This is a genomic window from Streptomyces sp. NPDC086080, from assembly GCF_044540255.1.
GTDB lineage: Bacteria > Actinomycetota > Actinomycetes > Streptomycetales > Streptomycetaceae > Streptomyces.
The window spans coordinates 309871-328260 of sequence record NZ_JBITRU010000002.1 but is presented as its reverse complement, the minus strand read 5'-3'; the positions used below and the strand labels follow the sequence as shown (position 1 = coordinate 328260).

Annotated in this window: 17 protein-coding genes; 7 read left to right on the top strand and 10 right to left on the bottom strand. The window is 69.9% G+C overall.

The window, feature by feature from the left end; all coding sequences use genetic code 11:
- Positions 1-32: 32 nt before the first annotated feature.
- On the bottom strand, positions 33-1196 hold the full coding sequence (locus tag ACIF9R_RS03540) for an SDR family oxidoreductase (protein WP_399973699.1): 1164 nt from the start codon (positions 1194-1196) through the stop codon (positions 33-35).
- A gap of 192 nt (positions 1197-1388) precedes the next feature.
- Here ACIF9R_RS03540 and ACIF9R_RS03535 point away from each other — a divergent pair, with 192 nt between their 5' ends.
- Positions 1389-2834, top strand: coding sequence for a zinc-dependent metalloprotease (locus ACIF9R_RS03535; RefSeq protein WP_399973696.1), 1446 nt, complete (start codon positions 1389-1391; stop codon positions 2832-2834).
- Complete coding sequence (locus ACIF9R_RS03530) at positions 2831-3358, top strand: NUDIX hydrolase (protein ID WP_399973693.1); 528 nt, start codon at positions 2831-2833, stop codon at positions 3356-3358. Before ACIF9R_RS03535 ends, ACIF9R_RS03530 begins: the two co-directional genes overlap by 4 nt.
- Positions 3359-3453: 95 nt before the next feature.
- Here ACIF9R_RS03530 and ACIF9R_RS03525 read toward each other — a convergent pair whose 3' ends face one another.
- From ACIF9R_RS03525 to ACIF9R_RS03510, 4 genes are all read right to left on the bottom strand, one after another.
- Complete coding sequence (locus ACIF9R_RS03525; RefSeq protein ID WP_399973690.1) at positions 3454-4209, bottom strand: AIM24 family protein; 756 nt, start codon at positions 4207-4209, stop codon at positions 3454-3456.
- 17 nt (positions 4210-4226) lie between these two features.
- A complete protein-coding gene (locus ACIF9R_RS03520) occupies positions 4227-4907 on the bottom strand; it encodes an AIM24 family protein (protein WP_399973687.1) in 681 nt (226 codons plus the stop codon).
- A gap of 12 nt (positions 4908-4919) precedes the next feature.
- Positions 4920-6644, bottom strand: coding sequence for a TerD family protein (locus tag ACIF9R_RS03515; RefSeq protein ID WP_399973684.1), 1725 nt, complete (start codon positions 6642-6644; stop codon positions 4920-4922).
- A 136-nt stretch (positions 6645-6780) separates the two neighbouring features.
- Complete coding sequence (locus ACIF9R_RS03510; RefSeq protein WP_399973682.1) at positions 6781-7377, bottom strand: M48 family metallopeptidase; 597 nt, start codon at positions 7375-7377, stop codon at positions 6781-6783.
- Positions 7378-7591: 214 nt separating this feature from the next.
- On the opposite strand from ACIF9R_RS03510, the gene ACIF9R_RS03505 reads away from it, so the two are divergent.
- Together ACIF9R_RS03505 and ACIF9R_RS03500 are read left to right on the top strand one after the other, a co-directional pair.
- Positions 7592-8839: a TOMM precursor leader peptide-binding protein gene (locus ACIF9R_RS03505; RefSeq protein WP_399973987.1), complete on the top strand. Its 1248-nt coding sequence runs from the start codon at positions 7592-7594 to the stop codon at positions 8837-8839.
- Entirely contained in the window at positions 8832-10199 is a 1368-nt protein-coding gene (locus ACIF9R_RS03500) for an ABC1 kinase family protein (RefSeq protein WP_399973679.1), read from the top strand. The genes ACIF9R_RS03505 and ACIF9R_RS03500 overlap by 8 nt, the downstream gene beginning before the upstream one ends.
- A 110-nt stretch (positions 10200-10309) precedes the next feature.
- Here the strand turns inward: ACIF9R_RS03500 and ACIF9R_RS03495 are convergent, their stop codons facing one another.
- From ACIF9R_RS03495 to ACIF9R_RS03480, 4 genes are all read right to left on the bottom strand, one after another.
- Positions 10310-10633, bottom strand: coding sequence for a hypothetical protein (locus tag ACIF9R_RS03495; protein WP_399973677.1), 324 nt, complete (start codon positions 10631-10633; stop codon positions 10310-10312).
- Positions 10630-10998, bottom strand: a complete 369-nt coding sequence (locus tag ACIF9R_RS03490; protein ID WP_399973674.1) for a WhiB family transcriptional regulator — start codon at positions 10996-10998, stop codon at positions 10630-10632. The genes ACIF9R_RS03495 and ACIF9R_RS03490 overlap by 4 nt, the downstream gene beginning before the upstream one ends.
- 173 nt (positions 10999-11171) lie before the next feature.
- Complete coding sequence (locus ACIF9R_RS03485) at positions 11172-11492, bottom strand: hypothetical protein (RefSeq protein ID WP_399973671.1); 321 nt, start codon at positions 11490-11492, stop codon at positions 11172-11174.
- A 163-nt stretch (positions 11493-11655) separates the two neighbouring features.
- On the bottom strand, positions 11656-13965 hold the full coding sequence (locus tag ACIF9R_RS03480; RefSeq protein ID WP_399973668.1) for an ATP-dependent DNA helicase UvrD2: 2310 nt from the start codon (positions 13963-13965) through the stop codon (positions 11656-11658).
- A gap of 63 nt (positions 13966-14028) precedes the next feature.
- Here ACIF9R_RS03480 and ACIF9R_RS03475 point away from each other — a divergent pair, with 63 nt between their 5' ends.
- The 3 genes from ACIF9R_RS03475 (at position 14029) to ACIF9R_RS03465 (ending at position 16178) form a co-directional block, all read left to right on the top strand.
- Positions 14029-14286, top strand: coding sequence for a mycoredoxin (locus ACIF9R_RS03475; protein WP_399973665.1), 258 nt, complete (start codon positions 14029-14031; stop codon positions 14284-14286).
- Between the two features lie 459 nt (positions 14287-14745).
- The gene (locus ACIF9R_RS03470; RefSeq protein ID WP_399973663.1) at positions 14746-15603 is read left to right on the top strand and encodes a hypothetical protein; all 858 of its coding nucleotides are present in this window, start codon (positions 14746-14748) and stop codon (positions 15601-15603) included.
- Positions 15604-15845: 242 nt separating this feature from the next.
- Positions 15846-16178 carry a hypothetical protein gene (locus tag ACIF9R_RS03465; RefSeq protein ID WP_399973660.1) on the top strand — a complete coding sequence of 111 codons (333 nt, stop codon included), beginning with the start codon at positions 15846-15848 and terminating at the stop codon, positions 16176-16178.
- A gap of 357 nt (positions 16179-16535) precedes the next feature.
- On the opposite strand, the gene ACIF9R_RS03460 is transcribed toward ACIF9R_RS03465, so the two are convergent.
- Complete coding sequence (locus tag ACIF9R_RS03460) at positions 16536-18239, bottom strand: recombinase family protein (protein WP_399973658.1); 1704 nt, start codon at positions 18237-18239, stop codon at positions 16536-16538.
- Positions 18240-18390 lie beyond the last annotated feature (151 nt).

Below are 18390 nucleotides of genomic sequence, written 5' to 3'. Positions count from 1 at the left end.
GCGGGAGACACGGGACACGCCCGGCCCGTGGGTCAGATCCGCCGCCGCGCCTTCCTGGCCCGCCGCACCACCGCCGCCGCACCCAGCAGAGCCACCGTCGCACCCGCCGCGCCCGCCGCCGTCGCGTCCTTGCGGCCGAGCCGCCGTCCGGCGACCGTGTGCCTGCCGGACACCTCCTCCAGCAGCTCCGCGAGCACCTCCTCGTTGGTGTGCGCGGGCCGCCATCCGGCGTCGTGCAGCCGGCTCCCGCTGACCACCCAGGGGTACATCGTGTAGGCCAGGTCCCCGGCCGGGGACGGGGTGAGCCCGATCCGGTGCAGCCGGGCCGCCGCGCCGAGCGCGACCGCCGACGGCAGCTCCATCCGGCGGATCCCGCTGAGCTCCTCGACCTCCTCCTGCTCCAGCCAGCCGTCGCAGCCGACGGCCAGTTCGCCGTCGACCTTCTCCAGCACGGCGTACTCCAGGGCACTGCACAGGTCGTCGACGTGGCAGAACTGCCACGCGGGCCGCGATCCGGCCACCACGAGCAGCCGGGGTGACTCGAAATACCTGGTCAGAGCGGTGTCGGTGTTGCCCACCAGGACGGCGGGGCGTACGACGGTGACATTGAGGCCGGGGTGCGCGCGCGGTCCCCGGCGGGCCAGCCGCTCGATCTCCAGAAGATCACCGACGCCCGTGGCCTCCGCCGTGGCGCGCAGTTCCGCGTCCTCGGACAGCGGCAGCTCGTTGTCCGGCAGCGCCCCGTAGACCATCGTCGAGGTGCACAGCACCACCCGGTGCACCCCGGCGGCCGCCGCGGCCGTCAGCACGGTCTGGGTGCCCCGGACGTTGTAGGCGGTCCGTGCGGCGGCGTCGGTCTCCAGATCGAGGTCGAGTGCCAGATGGACCACCACGTCGGCGCCGCGCAGCTTGTCCGCGATGGCCGGATCCCGTACGTCCAGGATGTGCCAGAGCGCCTCGTCGCATGCGCCGCGCCGCTCGTCGATGCCGATGACCTGCTTGATCTCCTCGGATGCGGCGAGCCGCGCGGTGAGCAGCGCGCCGACGCCGGACGCGGCTCCGGTGACCGCGACGACGGGGCCTCGGGGCACGGGCGCCCTTCCGGCGCGCGGCGCCTCCGCCGAGGGTCGGTGGTCGGGTGACGGGTCGGTCGACTCGTTTCGCGCTGCGCGAACCTGTGGATCTGGGGAACTCACCGGGCGTCTCCAGCGGTTGTCTTCAGTACGGGCGCAAGCGACGCGTACGTACCAGGTGGCATCCATCCTGCCGCAGGCGTTCTGTCGGCGAAGCACCGAGGCCCGATCCGCTTCAGGTGTCTACGCTGGGTGGTGTTGTCGGGCAGCCGTGCCGCCGGAAAGAACCGGTGGCCCTACCAGCCGAGGAAACCCGTGAGTGACACCCCATTCGGATTCGGCCTTCCGCCGGAGGAGCCGGACGACGGCGACGAGGGCAAGAAGAAGGACCCGCAGAGCGGCGGTGGTCAGGGCCCGGCCGGGCCGTTCGGTTTCGGTGTGCCCGGAGCCGGAGGCTTTGGCGGTCCGGGCGCGGACAATCCGTTCGCCGCGATGTTCGGGTCGCTCAACCCCAACGACCTGGGCGCCGCGTTCCAGCAGCTCGGCCAGATGCTCTCCTACGAGGGCGGTCCGGTGAACTGGGACATGGCCAAGCAGATCGCCCGGCAGACGGTCTCCCAGGGGACCGCGGAGGGCTCGAAGGACGCGAGTGTCGGCCCCGCGGACCGCAAGGCGGTCGAGGACGCCGTCCGTCTGGCCGACCTGTGGCTGGACGACGCCACCTCACTGCCGTCGGGCGCCAACTCCGCCGTTGCCTGGAGCCGCGCGGAGTGGGTCGAGGCCACCCTGCCGGCCTGGCGGGAGCTGGTCGACCCGGTCGCCGAGCGCGTCGGGAACGCGATGGGCGACGTCCTGCCGGAGGAGATGCAGGCCATGGCCGGCCCGCTGATCGGCATGATGCGCTCCATGGGCGGCGCCATGTTCGGCACGCAGATCGGGCAGGCCGTCGGCGTGCTCGCCGGCGAGGTCGTCGGTTCGTCCGACATCGGCCTGCCGCTGGGGCTCGCCCGCCGCGCCGCGCTGCTGCCGCTGAACATCGAGACCTTCGGCAAGGACCTGGGTGTCCCCCAGGAGGAGGTGCGGTTGTATCTCGCCCTGCGCGAGGCCGCCCACCAGCGTCTGTTCGCGCATGTTCCCTGGCTGCGTTCGCATCTTTTCGGCGCGGTCGACGGCTATGCGCGCGGGATCAAGGTCGACACCGGCAAGCTGGAGGACGTCGTCGGCCAGTTCGACCCGCAGAATCCCGAGCAGCTGCAGGAGGCCCTTCAGCAGGGCATGTTCCAGCCGGAGGACACGCCGGAGCAGAAGGCCGCCCTGGCCCGCCTGGAGACGGCGCTGGCGCTCGTCGAGGGCTGGGTCGACGCGGTGGTCCACGCCGCCGCCAAACCCAGGCTGTCGTCGGCCGACGCACTGCGCGAGACGCTGCGCCGCCGCCGTGCCTCGGGTGGTCCCGCCGAGCAGACGTTCGCCACGCTCATCGGTCTCGAGCTGCGTCCGCGTCGGCTGCGCGACGCCTCACGTCTGTGGGCCTCGCTCACCGACGCGCGCGGAGTCGACGGCAGGGACGCCCTGTGGGCGCACCCGGACATGCTGCCGACGGCCACCGACCTCGACGATCCGGACGGTTTCGTCCACCGCGAGCAGATCGACTTCTCCGAGCTGGACAAGATGCTCGGCGAGGCCGCCGACCAGCCCGGCCTCAGGAAGAAGGACGAGGAGGGCCCCGGCGAGGGCGGGAACAAGGGCGACGACACCGAGTGAGCCTGTACGACGACGCCGTCCTCGTGCTCAAGGGGTACGAGGACCAGGCGGAGCTGCGTCAGTCCTATCTCGACCACCTCGCCGCGCATCCCGACGGCATGTGGAAGTCCTGTCACGCGGGTCACGTCACCGCGAGCGCTCTGGTGATCGACCCCGAGCGCGGCCGGATCCTGCTCACTCTGCACAAGAAGCTGCGGATGTGGCTCCAGATGGGCGGCCACTGCGAGCCGGGGGACGTCTCGCTCGCGGCGGCGGCCCTGCGCGAGGCGACGGAGGAGTCCGGCATCCCGGACCTGACGCTGCTGGGCGGCGGGCCCGTGCGGCTGGACCGGCATCCGATCCCGCCGCCCTGCCACTGGCACTTCGACGTCCAGTACGCGGCGGTGGCCGGGCCGGACGCGGCACATGCGATCAGCGACGAGTCCCTCGACCTCCGCTGGTTCTCCTACGACGAGATCGCGGACGTGGCCGACGCGTCGGTCCTCCGTCTGGCCGAGGCGACCCGGGCGAGACTGGGCGTCTGACGTACGGGCGGGGAGCGACGTCTGCCCGGGGGCGACACATGGGTAAGGGGCGAGCACCCTTGGTGGTCGCCCCTTACCGGTTGTCTCCGCGCGGGTCAGCTCCAGGCGTTGCCCTGGTTCTGCCCGCGGACACCCTGCTGCCCCATGCCGTACTGCGCGGCGAGTCCCGAGCCGATCTGGGCGTTCTGCGGCGGCAGCAGCTCGCTGGGCTGGACGAGCGCGAAGCCGCTGCCCATGAAGCTGAGCTCCCAGCCCTCCCCGGTACTGCCCCGGCGCCGCCACACCCCCGAGGAGTGGGTCTGGGCCTGCATCTGCACACGCAGCGAGGTGGACCAGGCGACGATGGCGTCGGCGTCGCAGTTGACGTACTTGTCCGGCGTGACCTGCATCAGCAGCGGCATGCCGGAGGTCATCAGGGCGACCTTGCCGTTGCCGGTGATGTTGAGCTGGTACTTCCCGGAGCCGGAGATGCCGTACAGGCTGTCGACGGCGATGACCTCGTGATGCAGCGAGGAGTCCATCGCGAGCACATAACTGCTGTCGACCGTCAGCCCGTCGTGGTCCACGTCCATGATGTGAATACGCTGGGCGAGGTTGGCGAGGTAGACCGTGCCCTGCCCGTGGCAGCGCATCAGATCGAGACCCTCACCGGTGCGCGCACGCGCGCGTGACGCGCTGTTGCTCTGGTACTCGGCGTCGAACTCCATGAGCCCTTGGTAGGCGACCATGCTGCCCTTGCGGGCGAGAATGTCGTCGTGGCCTCCCAGGGCGACGCGGAGCATCTGCTGGTTCTGCAGACTCCAGCGCTCCTGGCTCTGCTGGTCGTTGAAGGCGAAAAGCGGGCTTTGCATGATGTGGTTGCTCCCCCTCAGCCCCGGACCCGGAGACGGTCGGTGCTGTCCTCACTGGGCTGGACGACGACGATGCCCTGTCCGGAGAAGGCCATCTGGTAGGCCTCGCCGCTGCCGCGGCCGATCAGCGACTGGGCGCGGAAACTGCGCTTGCCCTTCACCTTGAGGTTCGGGGACCAGGCGACCAGGGCGTCCGGGTCGACGTACGTCTCGTCGTCACCACCACCGCAGTCGACGACGATCGGCTTCCCTCGCGAGGTCAGCGCGACCCAGCCCTGTCCGGAGATCTTGGTGTTCCACAGGCCCTGTCCGGCGAACTTCGCCAGGCCCTTGACCCGCTCCACGCCCCAGGTGAGGTGGGCGTCGAAGGCGAGCAGATTGGTGGCGTTGACGGAGATGCCGTCGCCGTTGAGGTTGATCACCACGACGTTGGCGCCGTAGTCGGCGAGGTACAGCAGACCGTCGCCGGAGCACTTCATCAGGGGCGCGCCCTCGCCGGTCAGCCAGTCCTTGGCGATCTGGCGGACGGCCGGGGGGTTGGGCTCGTACTGGACGAATCCTTCGTAGGCGACCATCGATCCCACGCGCGCGAGAAGGTCGTTCCCGGTCTGCATGGCGACCTTCAGCATGTGGTTGCCGTGGTTCTCCATGCGGGCGGTGACGGGGGCGGGGGCAAAGCCCGCGAGTAGCTGGTTCATGACGGGCTCCCCTTAGATCTCGTACGGCTGGACGACGATGAAGTTGCCGGGTGCGCCCCGGAACTGGAGGTTGACGCTCTCCCCGGTGTCGCCCGGGTAGGAGTTGCGCCGCATCCGCACCTGGCTGGAGACGACCACCTGGGCAGCCGCCGACCAGGCGACCACGGCGTTGCAGTCGGCGAAGGTGGTGGGCGTGACCGGCAGCACCACGGGCGTGCCGTGGGTCTTCACGACGATCGTGCCGGTGCCCTGGAACTGCATCGTGAACAGCGCGCCACCGGGGATGCCGTGGCCCTCGATGCGGCGGACCTCGTACTGAAGGGTCTCGTCGAAAGCGAGGACGTTCTCGGCGGAGACGCACACGGCGTCTCCCTGGAGCTCGATCGGGTGCAGCATCGTGGAGTCCTCGGCGAAGAACACCTGGCCCTGGCCGGTGCAGCGCATCAGCTGCATCTCCTGGCCGGTGGCGTTGCCCACGATGCGGCCGGAGAAGCCGGCGCCCTTGTAGCTGAAGTCGACCTTGCCCTGGTAGAGCACCATGCTGCCCTGCCGGGCCAGCACGGGCTGTCCCCCGATGCCGAGGTCGGCGCGGACGAGCTTCTTGTTCTGCTGGGTCCAGCGCTGCCCGGTGGGCGTCTCCTTGAACTGCTGGAGCGCGCCGAGGACTCCGGGGCTCTGCGGTGCGCCCTGGGGCGCGCCGTGCGGAGCGCCGTACGGGGCCTGCTGGTGGGGCACCGGTCCGGGCGGGGTCTGCTGCCCGTAGCCCGGAGGAGGTGTGGGCCCGCCGTATCCGGGCGGCGGGGCGGGTGCCTGCGGTGCCTGCGGCTGGCCGTAGCCCGGGGGCGGCGGTGCGGTCTGGCCGTACGGCGGCGGTTGCTGGCCGGGCGCACCGTAGGGTGCGGGCGCCGGAGCGGGGGGCGGTACCGGGGAGCCGGCGGGCGGGGTGTTCAGGGGCGCGACGATGGTCGGCGCGGAGTGCACCGGCGGCGCGGGAGGCGGCGGCGGGGTGGCGCCCGGAGGCGGCGCGAAGCCCTGTGTCGCAGGTTGAGGGGCGGGGGCCGGGGCGGGGGCCGGGGCCGGGGCCGGGGCGGGCGCGACGCCGCCGCCGGGGACGCCGAACGCGGGCGGCGCGGCGGACTGGGCGGGCGGCGCGAAGCCGGGCGTCGCCCCGCCGGCCCCCGGCTGCTGCTGCGGGACGGCCGGCTCCTCTTCGGCCACCTCACCGCCGAAGTTCTTCAGCAGCGCGTCGAGCCCGCCGTCGAAGCCCTGTCCGACGGCGGCGAACCGCCATACGTCCTTGAAGTAGAAGTCACCGAGCATCACGGCCCGCTCGGTGGAGAATTCCGAGCCGCTGAACGGATACCGGGCCACTTCCTCGCCACCCGCGACGATACGGATGTACCCGGGCCCCACCTGCGACATCTGCCCGGCGCCATCGAGCGTCGCCGTGAAGGACAGCTTCCTGATCTGCTGCGGGATCCGGTCCAGCGTCACACGGAAGGACTCCGTGTCACCCGCCTGGGCGCCCAGGAGCTGAATGGACTCCTCGGGGGACTTCGGCTGATTGAAGAAGACGAAGTAGCGGTCGTCCGACAGCCGCTCCTCGGCGTCGAGACCGAAGCAGCTGATGTCGAAGGTCAGCCCCGGGCCGGAGATCTGCACACCGATGTACAGATCCGTGCCCGCGGTGAGGTCACTGATCCTGGCCTTGTGGCCGCGTTGGAATTCCCTGGCCATACGTACGACCGTCCCCCATCCCGAATGTGAGTGCGTCGCGTCAGGCTAACGGCAAACACCGACAGCGGATGGAGTCGGTACAGACCCGGTACACAACGCGTGCACGGGCCTACGGTGCGCTCACCTCGGGCGGTGCTCACGCATCACGCGCCCCCGGAAGGTGCGGCAGCCGCTCGGCCGCGACCACGCCCTCGAGGTAGCCGCGGGCCCGCTCGGTCCTGGGATACGCCTCCAGCAGCCGCCAGAACCGGGGACCGTGGCCGGGCACCAGCAGATGCGCCAGCTCATGGCAGAGAACGTAGTCGACGACGTACTCGGGCATGCCCTGCAGCCGGTGGGACAGGCGGATGCTGCCCTCGGACGGGGTGCACGAGCCCCAGCGCGTGTTCTGGTTGGTCACCCAGCGTACGGAGGCGGGCCTGGCCCGCCCGTCGAAGTACTGGTCCGACAGCCGCCGGGCCCGCTCGGCGAGCTCCGTGTCGCCGAGCGTCCGCCGGCTCTCCTGGGCGGCCAGCTTGTCGAGCATGACGGTCACCCAGCGCTGCTCCTCCGCCTCGGACATCCGGGCGGGGATGAGCACGACGGTGCGATCGCCCTCGCGGTACGCGGAGACCGTTCTGCGCCGACGGGCGCTCCTGCGGACCTCGATCGCGCTCGCCCTCGAGCCGTTCGACGGCTGGCTCGTCGTGCTGTGCTGTGGCTTTCCGGTGCTGTGCAGTGGGTCGGCGGGCACGCCCCGACGTTACCCGCTGCACACGGGGAAGTCTTGACTCCGGGCCGGTTCCCTGTCGATCCCCTCACCGTGCGCCGGATTTGTGCGATGAATTCCGGTGTCTGTGGACAACTTTCGGCGGCCGCCGGCCCGTCCCGGCATGCTGGCGTGCGTGACCTGGACCACACACGGACTCGGCCACACAGGAACGATCCAGGACATACGGGGGCCTGACATGCATCCGATGGTCAAGCCCGCGCTCAGGCGCGGCTGGCGCGATCTCAACACCGTGCAGTTCGGGATGACCCCGGCGCACGCGCTGACGGTGGGTCCGGTGGACACGGCGACGGGCAGCTTCCTCGACCTGCTCGACGGCACCCGCGGTGTGGAGCTCCTGCGTGAGGAGGGACGGCGCATGGATCTGCCCGACGGTCATGTCGACCGGCTGGTGCGCCGGCTGTCGCGGGCCGGGCTCCTGGACGACTCCCGCGGCGGCGGACCGGCCGGCGGGGCGCTGCGCGGGAAACCGGAGATGCTCGAGCGGCTCCGCCCGGACCTGGCCTCCCTCGCCCTGACCACCTCCGAACCGGGCGATCCGCTCCGCCGGCTGGCGGCGCGTCGCAGCACCCGGGTGCAGGTGAGAGGCGCGGGCCGGGTGGGGGCGACCGTCGCGGCACTGCTGTCGGGGGCCGGGGTGGGCGAGGTGGAGGTGCGTGATGTCGGGCGGGTCGAGCCGTGGGACGTCACACCGGGCGGACTGCCCGCCGAGGCCGTCGGGGACCGCCGCGAGGAGGCGGCCCGCCGCGCGGTGCGCCGGGCCGCACCGGACCGGCCGCCGCGCCGGACCGCCCGGTCGCCGCTCGACGAGGACGACCCGGGGTTCTCCCTGGTGGTCCTCGCCCCGAGGGACGACGTCGCCGTGTACGCGCCCGACCCGTCGGCCGCCGAGACCCTCTTCTCCTCGGGCACCCCTCATCTCTACGCCGGCGTGGTGGAGGGAACCGGTGTGGCCGGCCCTCTGGTGCTGCCCGGCGAGACGAGCTGTGCGGGCTGTCTCCAGCAGGACCGAGTCGACCGGGACGCTGCCTGGCCCCGGCTGGTCGCCCAGTGGCGCTCCGGCCGGCAGCGCCGGGTCGGCGCCTGCGATCTGGCACTGGCCACGACCGTGGCGGGACTGGCGGCCGCGCACGCGCTGGCCTTCCTGGACGGCCGGGTCCCGTCCACGGCCGGCGCGCGCTGGGAGGTGTCCCTTCCCGGCCTCACCTGGCATGCTCGGCCGGTGTGGCCCCACCCCGGCTGTCCCTGCGGGGCGGCCGGGAAGGACCCGGAGGCCGAGCCGCGAGGAGACCCGGAAGAGGGTAAGGCAGAACACACCGGGAGCGAGGGGTCGCACGAGACAATGGCCGAGCAGGGGCCGTCGGACAAGTGGCGCCGTCAGGCGGACGCGAAGCGGCCGGCAGGTACTTGGAGGGCGCATGTCTGATCTTCCCCGGAAGGCGGTCACCCGGACCGCCAAGCTGGCCGCGCTCCCGCTCGGCTTCGCCGGGCGGGCGACGTGGGGGCTCGGCAAGCGGATCGTGGGTGAATCCGCGGAGCTTGTCGGCCGCGAACTGCAGCAGCGCACCGCCGAGCAACTGTTCAAGGTGCTCGGCGAGCTCAAGGGCGGCGCCATGAAGTTCGGCCAGGCTCTGTCGGTCTTCGAATCGGCCCTGCCCGAGGAGGTCGCCGGTCCCTATCGCGCGGCGCTGACCAAGCTCCAGGACGCAGCCCCGCCGATGCCGACCCGTACGGTTCACGCGGTGCTGGAGGAGCGGCTGGGCGAAGGCTGGCGGGAACTGTTCCTGGAGTTCGAGGACAAACCCTCCGCGGCGGCCTCGATCGGCCAGGTGCACCGGGGTGTGTGGCACGACGGCCGCGAGGTGGCGGTCAAGGTGCAGTACCCGGGAGCCGGCGAAGCCCTGCTGTCCGACCTGAACCAGCTGAGCCGATTCGCCCGTCTGCTCGGCCCGCTCATTCCCGGTATGGACGTCAAGCCACTGATCACGGAGCTCAGGGACCGTGTGTCGGAGGAACTGGACTACGGCCTCGAGGCTCAGGCCCAGCGGGCCCACGCCGAGGAGTTCGACGGCGATACCGATGTCGTCGTACCGGACGTGGTCCATCAGTGCGAGCAGGTCCTGGTCACCGAATGGATAAACGGCATCCCGCTGTCGGAGATCATCTCGGCCGGCTCCGAGGCACAACGCGACCGGGCCGGCCAACTCCTGGCCCGCTTCCTGTTCTCCGGACCCGCCCGCACCGGTCTGCTGCACGCCGACCCGCATCCGGGCAACTTCCGTCTGCTGCCGGGAGGTTCGGACAACGAGAACGAATGGCGCCTGGGTGTACTGGACTTCGGCACCGTCGACCGGCTCCCGGGCGGGCTGCCCTCACCCATCGGCGAGGCCCTGCGCATGACGCTGGACGGCGACGCGGAAGCGGTGTACGACATGCTCTGCGCGGAGGGCTTCGTCAAGGACTCGATAGAGCTGGACCCCGACGCCGTGCTCGACTACCTGCAGCCGATCATCGAGCCGGCCCGGGCCGACGAGTTCACCTTCACCCGCGGCTGGATGCGGAGTCAGGCGGCCCGGATCGCCGACCCCCGCTCCCCCGCCTCCCAGTTGGCCAAGCAGCTGAACCTTCCCCCCGCCTACCTTCTGATCCACCGGGTGACCCTGAGCACGATCGGCGTGCTCTGCCAGCTGGGGGCGACGGTGCGACTGCGGGACGAACTGGAGGAATGGCTGCCGACGTTCGCCCCGGAAGAGCCCGAGGTGGAGGAACCGGCCGCGGAGGCATGACCGGCCCGGCCGGCACAACGCACCGCGGGGGCCGGTCCGTTCACACGGACCGGCCCCCGCGGGAGCAACGGGCCTCCGCCTGGGGAGGCCACCGCTTCAGGTGGGATCGGTTACTGCATGACCGCCATGGCGAGCGCACGGCGGGCACGCCGGGAGGCGCGCTCGGCACGGCGCTGCATCCGGCGCGCGGTCACCAGGCGCAGGGCCTGGCGCTCCTGTTGCGCCTCCTGCAGTCGCTCGTGCATTCGTGCACGAGCCATGGCTTCTGGGATGAGTTGCATCTCTCGGGTCCTGTTCTGGCGCGAGTCGTTCGCACCACTGGTGGTGAAGTCTTCGGTCGCGGAGCCTGCGGGCTCGTGAGTGGACGGCATCATCGGGGCCTGCTTCTGCGGGTCGTGCGTGAGGGGGCGGTCGATCGTTCCCAGGGTGTTCATGCCGTGACCGGGTTCTTGCGCGGGCGGCCACGCGGCCGCTTCCGGGCGACGACCACTCCCTGGACGAACAGCTCGCCACCCCAGACGCCCCAGGGCTCGCGCCGCTCCTTGGCGCCGGCGAGGCAGGCCTCCATCAGCGGGCAGGTGCGGCAGAGGGACTTGGCGTACTCGACGTCCGCGGGCGACTCGGCGAAGAAGACCTCCGGGTCGTAGGAGCGGCACGGGACGGGCACGCCGAGGTTCTCGATGGCGTCGTCGAGCGCGGTGAGCGCGGTGAGCGGAGTCAAGGTCGGGTCCTCCGTGGAGCCGTACTTGGGGATCGTGTCGGAAGGCGGTACGGACGGGGCGTGCGCTTCGAGTTGCACGGTTCGTCTTCCTCGTCTGGTCGTTTCCGGCCCTGTTGGGCCGGGTGGCGGCGTGGTACCGGGTTCTCTTGCTGTCCCGAGGCGCTTCGCTCCGCCTCCCCGTTCAGGGAAAACAAAGGGGCCGCGGATCCCGGGTGGGGTTCCGCGGCCCTGAAGGCGCCGACCTGATCACATCAGGCTGGATCACTCCAGGGTTCAGGCCCACGGAAGGCCCACATCAGGTGGTGCTGCGTCATCTGCTTCCGGAATCCGGCACCGGCCGCCGCAAAGGCATAGGCCTGCGCCTGTGCCACTACCGCTTCCAGTGCCTTGGTCGGTCGCTCATCGCGCTCACGGACGGCAGGAGCCGCGGGAGCGAGAGAGGACACCAGGCGTGCGGCACGGATGCCGGACAGACCGGTGCCCTGGTTCGAGGCGCCGAGAATGCACAGGGAGACGGCCGAGCGATCGGTCAGTTTGACGCTGGTGTTGGTGCTGGTGTTGATGCTGATCACTGGACTCGCCTCCTCTCGGCGTCTTGGGGACCGGGTCGAACCGGTCCGCGGATATGTAAGTAGAGCACGGATTCGGGGCCCTGGAGAAGGCCGCCGTTCCCGTGCCTAAGAACCTATGGGGATTGCTGGGGCATGCGCAAACTATTTTCTCGACGAGTTCGTATCAGTCCGGATCACGCCCCCCGGCGATGTCACGGCCTGCGCAGATGGCCAGAACATCGGCTCCGTAGCGGCCCAGCTTGCGCATCCCCACACCCGGGATGCGGGCGAGCCCGTGCTCGTCATCGGGCACCGTCTCCGCGATGGCGATCAGCGTCTTGTCGGTGAAGACGCAGAAGGCCGGCTGTCCGCTGCGCAGCGCCTGCTCGGCACGCCACTCACGCAGCCGCTCGTACAGGCCCTCGTCCATGTCGGAAGGGCAGTCCTCGCAGCGCATCAGCTTCATCTCGCCCGCGTCGGTCAGCGTGCGGCCGCAGACCCGGCAACGGGCGGGGCTGCGCTGTCCCCGCCTCCGGGCCGGTACGACCGGGCCGGGCGCCGCACCGGAGGAACCGCGCTCCACACCTCCCGGACCGCCGGCGGCACCGCTGAGGCTCGCGGCCGTGATCGACCCGGGACGCAGTCCGGCGAGGAAGCGGCTGGCACGGCGGTTCGGCCGGCCGCCCGGGGAGCGGGAGAGGGCCCAGGAGAGATGCAGGCGCTCCCGGGCCCGGGTGACACCGACATAGAGGAGGCGGCGTTCCTCCTCTATCTGCTCGTCCGTCTTTGCGTAGGTGATCGGCATCATTCCCTCGGCCACACCGACCAGGAAGACGACGTCCCACTCCAGCCCCTTGGCCGAGTGCAGCGAGGCGAGAGTGACGCCCTGCACGGTGGGGGCGTGCTGGGCACCCGCCCGTTCGTCGAGTTCGGCGACCAGGCCGGCGAGCGTGGCGTCCGCTCCGACGGCGGCGAAGTCCTGGGCCAGGTGCACCAGGGCGGCCAGCGACTCCCAGCGTTCCCGGACCGCGCCGGAGCCCGCCGGCGGCCGCGTCGTCCAGCCCTCGCCGGAGAGCACGGCGCGCACCTGGGAGGGGAGGTCGGCGACATCGTCGAGGAGCGCGTCGTTGCGGCCGAAGCGGGCCGCGGCGCGCAGAGCGACGATCGCCCTGCGCACCTCGGGGCGGTCGAAGAACCGCTCGGCGCCGCGCAGCTGGTAGGGCACCCCGGCATCGGCGAGGGCCTGCTCATAGGTCTCGGACTGGGAGTTCGTACGGAACAGGACGGCGATCTCGCTCGCCGGTACGCCGGCGTCGATCAGCTCACGGATGCGGCGCGCGGCCCCCTCGGCCTCCGCGGGCTCGTCCGGGTACTCGGTGAAGACCGGCTCGCTCCCCGCGGCGCGCTGCGAGACGAGCTCCAGCCGGTGGTCGGCGGCGCGGCCGCGGGCCTGGGCGAGCAGTCCGTTCGCCAGACGGACGACCTGGGGGGTCGAGCGGTAGTCGCGGACGAGCTTGACGACCGTGGCGCCGGGGTGGCGCGTGCGGAAGTCGAGCAGATGGTCGGGGGTTGCTCCCGTGAACGAATAGATCGTCTGGCTGGCGTCACCGACCACGCACAGGTTCTCCCGGTCGCCGAGCCACAGCTCCAGCAGGCGCTGCTGGAGCGGGCTGACGTCCTGGTACTCGTCGACGACGAAGTGCTGGTACTGGGCTCGGACCTGCTCGGCGATGTCGTGCCGGTCCTGCAGGACGGCGACGGTCAGCAGCAGCACGTCCTCGAAGTCGATGACGGCGCGCTCGCGCTTGAGGTCCTCGTAGGCGGAGTAGAGCTGGGCGATCTCCGCGGGGTCCCTGGGTGCCTCCCGGCCGGTCTTCGCGGCGGCGGCCGCGTAGTCCGCCGGGACGGTCTGGGTGACCTTGCACCATTCGATCTCGGCGGTGACGTCCCGCAGCTCGCCCCGGTCGAGCCGGATCCGGCATGCGGCGGCCGCGTCGGCGACCAGCTGCCCCTTGCGGTCGACCAGCCGGGGCAGGGAACCACCGACCGCTTTCGGCCAGAAGTACTGGAGCTGGCGCAGCGCCGCGGAGTGGAAGGTGCGGGCCTGGACACCGACGGCACCGAGCTGGCGCAGCCGGCCGCGCATCTCCCCGGCGGCCCGGTTGGTGAAGGTGACGGCGAGCACGCTGGAGGGCTGGAGGATCCCGGCGCGCACTCCGTAGGCGATCCGGTGGGTGATCGCCCGGGTCTTGCCGGTACCCGCTCCCGCCAGCACGCACACCGGGCCGTGCAGGGCGGTGGCCACGGCCCGCTGCTCGGGGTCGAGCCCTTCGAGCACCGCGTCGGCCGAGTCCGGTACCTGCGGGAAGAGGGTGGAGTGCGTTGCTGCTGTCACACAGCCATGCTGCCAGGTCGCCGGAGACAGGTGAGGCGGTTGTCCACAGGGAAGGCCGCGTAGTCGTACCAATGCGACCGGCGTCACGGGGGAATGCATGCGCTTTCAAGTACGTTGCCCCCACCACGAGGACTTCCCCGAGCCGCCGAAGGAGCGCGAGGCATGCAGGGCACTGTGACGATGTACAGCACCACTTGGTGCGGTTACTGCCGCCGGCTGAAGAGCCAGCTGGACCGTGAGGGCATCGCGTACACCGAGATCAACATCGAGCACGACCCTGACTCCGCGGCGTTCGTGGAGAAGGCGAACGGCGGAAACCAGACGGTTCCGACGGTTCAGGTAATTCCCTCCAACGATGGGGCTGAGGTCGTTATGACGAACCCCAGCCTTGCGCAGGTGAAGCAGGCGCTCGGCGCCTGACCCCCACTACACGTAACCCCTGATCGGCCGGCGCTGATCGGGGGTTTTGTGTGCTCCGGGCGCTACCCCGGCAGGGCAAGACCCGCCGGGGCATCGAGTGGGCGGCTTTCCCGTTCTGGAAAGCCGGAGATCTTGACCCTGCTGCCCACGAGCCAGAAGCATCGAACGCGACATGGACTGTCGACGTGAGCGGGAAGCCGTGGGCGCACCACTGCGGAAGCTGTCGGGAGACCCGGACTGCAAGAACGGTACGTGCCCGACGCTGTGGGGTACGAACGACGGCAAGGACTACGTAGTGCAGGGCTACGTGATCACAGACCCCGAACGCCTGGCACAGCTCGACCTCCCCGAGGGGGAGACAGCCGTTGCGATTCCGGCCGCAGTGCTTGAGGAGTACTTCAGACTCAGTGGCAACGAAGAACTCCTGTCAATTCTGCGACCCCAAGGAGACCCACCACCGTGCCCCGCCCGGTACCCACCCGCCGAGAACGCCGCACCCCCCGAGCCGCCACCGCCCACTTCACCCCCCTGGCCTACGCCCTCGCCGTCCTGATACCCGCCCGCCACATCACCTCCCCCATCCGCCGCTCCTGGCACACAGTCCACTCCAATCAGTTCGGCCACCGCATCGCTTGGCTCCTTATCTGGGCCTTGCTCGGCGTGACGACCTTGGTGCCCCTCGCCGCCTACGCCGAGGGACATCCCATGCCCCAGAGTTACCGTGAGCAACGTAACTTCCTCGTCTTCGTCTGTTTCGCACTCCTCTTTGGCTTCCGCCGCTCGTGGCAGGATCTGCGCGCCCATCGGGCCCCGGCCTTCCTCACTGACACCGTCATCCTGTGCGCCACCGCACGCCACGCTCAAGGCGAGGAGCGCTCAGCCGCCTTGGAGAAGATCAGTAAGAGGATGCGGCCTGTCGAGCGGATCGTCCGTAACGCTCGCCGGGTGCGAATGCTGTCCCTGCCCCGCTCCCGCCGCCGGGAGGCAGCCAAGCACGCCCACATGGTCGTCCGACGCCTTCGCAACACCTATCCGAAGATCCACGAGGACGACGGGAATCAGGCGCTGGCCGAGCTGGCCTCCCTGCTGATGGAGATCGCCGACCGTTACGCACAAGGGAGGGTGAGCGCGCTGCTGCCCGCCAGCGAGCTAACCGGATTGGAGCCGGTGAAGGACTACGACACCATCAAGCTCGCCGCCGCCGTCCTCACCTTCATCGCCACCGGCGTGAGCACCTATCCTCGGGGGCCTGGAGGAAATCGCTCTGCCCCTCGCGGCCGCTTCCGGCGCGCTGGTCGTACTACTGCTGTTTGGTGAGCGCTCGCAGCAACTGATGGATCGCTTCATAGGCATGATTACGCCCGGCCTTTAGCAGCTTCACCAGGCCCCTTGAAGCTGATCGGCTTTCAACCCCGCCCGTCTCTGGGTCGCGTCCCGCGAGGTGGTGTAAGCGATCACGCGCTTCGCCCTCCGGTACCCCCTCCCTGTCAGACTCTCGTGAGACATGAGGACAATCGAGTCTTCTGTTGTTAGTGGGGCGAGAACAGGATCTTTCGAAAGTGACGCTGAGCAGTGCTGACCTTGAGGCCGGTGTGGCCGATGATGAGGTCGTGGGCAGGAAGAAGCGCGGTCCCCGCGCGGGCGGGCCGAAGCGTCGGTCCTTCACTCCGGAGTACAAGCTGCGGATCGTGGAGGAGTACGAGCGGCTGACCGAGCCCGGGGCGAAGGGCGCGCTGCTGCGCCGGGAGGGGCTGTACCACTCGCACATCATCGACTGGCGGACCGCCCGGGATGCCGGCGCGTTGGATGCGCTGGCCGCCAGGCCCTCTGGGCCGACGGGCAAGAGCGCGGCCGAGAAGGAGGCCGAGCGGCGGCGACGGCGATGGGAGTAGCAAGCAGGTAGGCGATGAGCGGCCCCCGACAGGGGGCCGACAGAGCGAAGTCGCAGAGCGCAAGCAGCCGGCGAAGGCGGGCCGCGTGAGCGGCCCCCAGCAGGAAGACGAAGGCGCTGACTCCCGTGGGGGGCCTTCGGCCCCCACCTTGTCCTTCGTAGACCTGGCGACGGTCAAGCAAGAGGAGCGCCGCCGGAAGTGGTTCGGCGAGTCGTACACAGCTCCCATGCCAGCCGACTTCGACTACGACAACTCGGCTCATCGGCTCCGCGAGGCAGAACACGAGCCGCCGCCCTTCTGACTCGGAACGACAGAGGACCCCCAAGTCGGGGGCCTTCCTCGCTTGCTCATCCTGCATCAGGCGGACGCCGGAACCACCGTGGCTTCCCCTGCTCCCTGGGCTTCCTCCTGGCCCTTCGCCCGCTGTGCTGTCCGCTCCGCTTCGAAGTCCTCCCAGCGGCTGACGATCTCCCACTCCACACCCGTAAGCGGCTTTGGCTTCTCGTACGGCTTTCCGTGCAACGAGATCGGCGTGATCGGTGAGAGCACCTGAGAAGACTTGGAGGGCAGGTCCCAGTACGAGATGCCCTGTTGCTTGATGTTCTCGATCAGGTCGCCGGGATCGACGGCCAGGACATCATGTCCGAAGTACGCCTTGACCTTGTGCTTCTTCAGCCATTCACGCCGTTCGTCGACACTCGACCGCTCCCACCACTCCGCGTAGCTCTCGCCCGCACCCGTCCACACGGTCACCGGCTTCGGCCCCTCCTGGTTGGTGATCTTCTCTCGGTCCTGGGCAAGGCTGGCGACTTGCGAGGCGTACGCGACGGCGCTGAGCTCGTCCTGCTGGAGTTCCTTCAGGAGCTGGTTCATCTTGCCGTCGATCACGGCGAGCTTCGCCGCACGGCTGTCGTCGATGGTCGTCTTCGACTCCATCCGTTCCAAGTGGCCGATTTCGCCCAACAGGGTCGACTCCAGCCAGGGGTACAGGTCTTCGGCCCAGAACCTCTGCTTCGGGCATGCCTGGATGCCCTTGCTCTTGTTGCCGTGACAGCGGTACCGCTCGCGCTTGCCCTTGGCCGGGTCGCCCTTCACGAAGTAGAGGGCGCTTCCGCACAACAGGCAGAACGTCACGCCCACTGTCGGCGACGTAGAGCCCTTCTGCTTCTTGTACTTGACCGAGGCGACGGCTTCCGACAGCTTCGTCCACTCCTCCTCGTTCAGTACCGGCTCAGAGCGCATGACAGGTGTGCCGTCGTCGTTGCGGGCTACGGCACCACTGGCGCGTACGTACTCCCCGAGCAGGGAGCGGCTGATCAGTACAGCTTGCACTGTGGTCGGCGTCCACCTGGCTCCCCGAGGCTTCGGGTCGGCCAGCCGGGTTGTGCTCTCGCCTGCCGCCGCGCGGATGCGAGCGATGTCCTGAGCCGTGGGTACGCCTTGCTCGTTCAACCAGTCGGCGACGGCCGAGAAGCTCGGCTTCTCGATGAAGCACCGGATCATCTCGATCAGCGTCGGGCCGTACTCGGGGTCGAGTTCCAGAGTGAAGCCTGCGTCGCCCTTCACTGCTCTACGTCCGAACGGGACAAGGCCACCCGGCCAGCGGCCGGTCTTCCGCATGGTCTCCCGGGAAGCCTTGTTGCGGGCCTTGATGGCGTCCAGCTCGGCCTCTGCGACCACAGCCAGGATCTTGGCGATGGTCTTGCCCCACGGCTTCGAGAGGTCGAATCCCTCCTCGCAGGAGATGAGGCCCTTTCCGTTCGCCTCGCACCACTCGATGATGTCCGAGAGGTGGCGGACCGACCGCGCGATGCGGTCGATCTTCAGGATGATGATGTGGTCGAACTGGTCCTTCTTGTTGTTGAGCCAGTCGCCCAGGGACGGGCGTACCCACGGCGAGATAGACGCCGACACGTCGATGTCGACGGCGAAGTCGACCAACTCCATTTCCTCCGCGTCCGCACGCTTGCTGATGCGGGTGCGTTGCGTCTCCTCCCCCGTCTGGTTCTCGTTGCCGACGGACAGACGGACCACGCCAAGAGCCCTGGGCTTCTCGCTCACGCTCTTCCCTCCCCCACAAGGGGCGGCCCTCCCTGGCCGCCCTCACGTAGCGGGAAGTCTACAGACTGTGCCGACCGTGCTTTTCGCCGACGCTCGACGCTCACTAACCCGTCGTTGGCGCAGGTGAAGCAGAAGGTCGGCGTCTGAGCGG

Excerpts from the sequence above, each read along its gene's own strand:
- ACIF9R_RS03525 (WP_399973690.1), bottom strand. The coding sequence starts at position 4,209 with ATGCAAAGCCCGCTTTTCGCCTTCAACGACCAGCAGAGCCAGGAGCGC.
- ACIF9R_RS03520 (WP_399973687.1), bottom strand. The coding sequence starts at position 4,907 with ATGAACCAGCTACTCGCGGGCTTTGCCCCCGCCCCCGTCACCGCCCGC.
- ACIF9R_RS03515 (WP_399973684.1), bottom strand. The coding sequence starts at position 6,644 with ATGGCCAGGGAATTCCAACGCGGCCACAAGGCCAGGATCAGTGACCTC.
- ACIF9R_RS03505 (WP_399973987.1), top strand. The coding sequence starts at position 7,592 with ATGCATCCGATGGTCAAGCCCGCGCTCAGGCGCGGCTGGCGCGATCTC.
- ACIF9R_RS03500 (WP_399973679.1), top strand. The coding sequence starts at position 8,832 with ATGTCTGATCTTCCCCGGAAGGCGGTCACCCGGACCGCCAAGCTGGCC.
- ACIF9R_RS03495 (WP_399973677.1), bottom strand. The coding sequence starts at position 10,633 with ATGAACACCCTGGGAACGATCGACCGCCCCCTCACGCACGACCCGCAG.
- ACIF9R_RS03480 (WP_399973668.1), bottom strand. The coding sequence starts at position 13,965 with ATGCATTCCCCCGTGACGCCGGTCGCATTGGTACGACTACGCGGCCTT.
- ACIF9R_RS03475 (WP_399973665.1), top strand. The coding sequence starts at position 14,029 with ATGCAGGGCACTGTGACGATGTACAGCACCACTTGGTGCGGTTACTGC.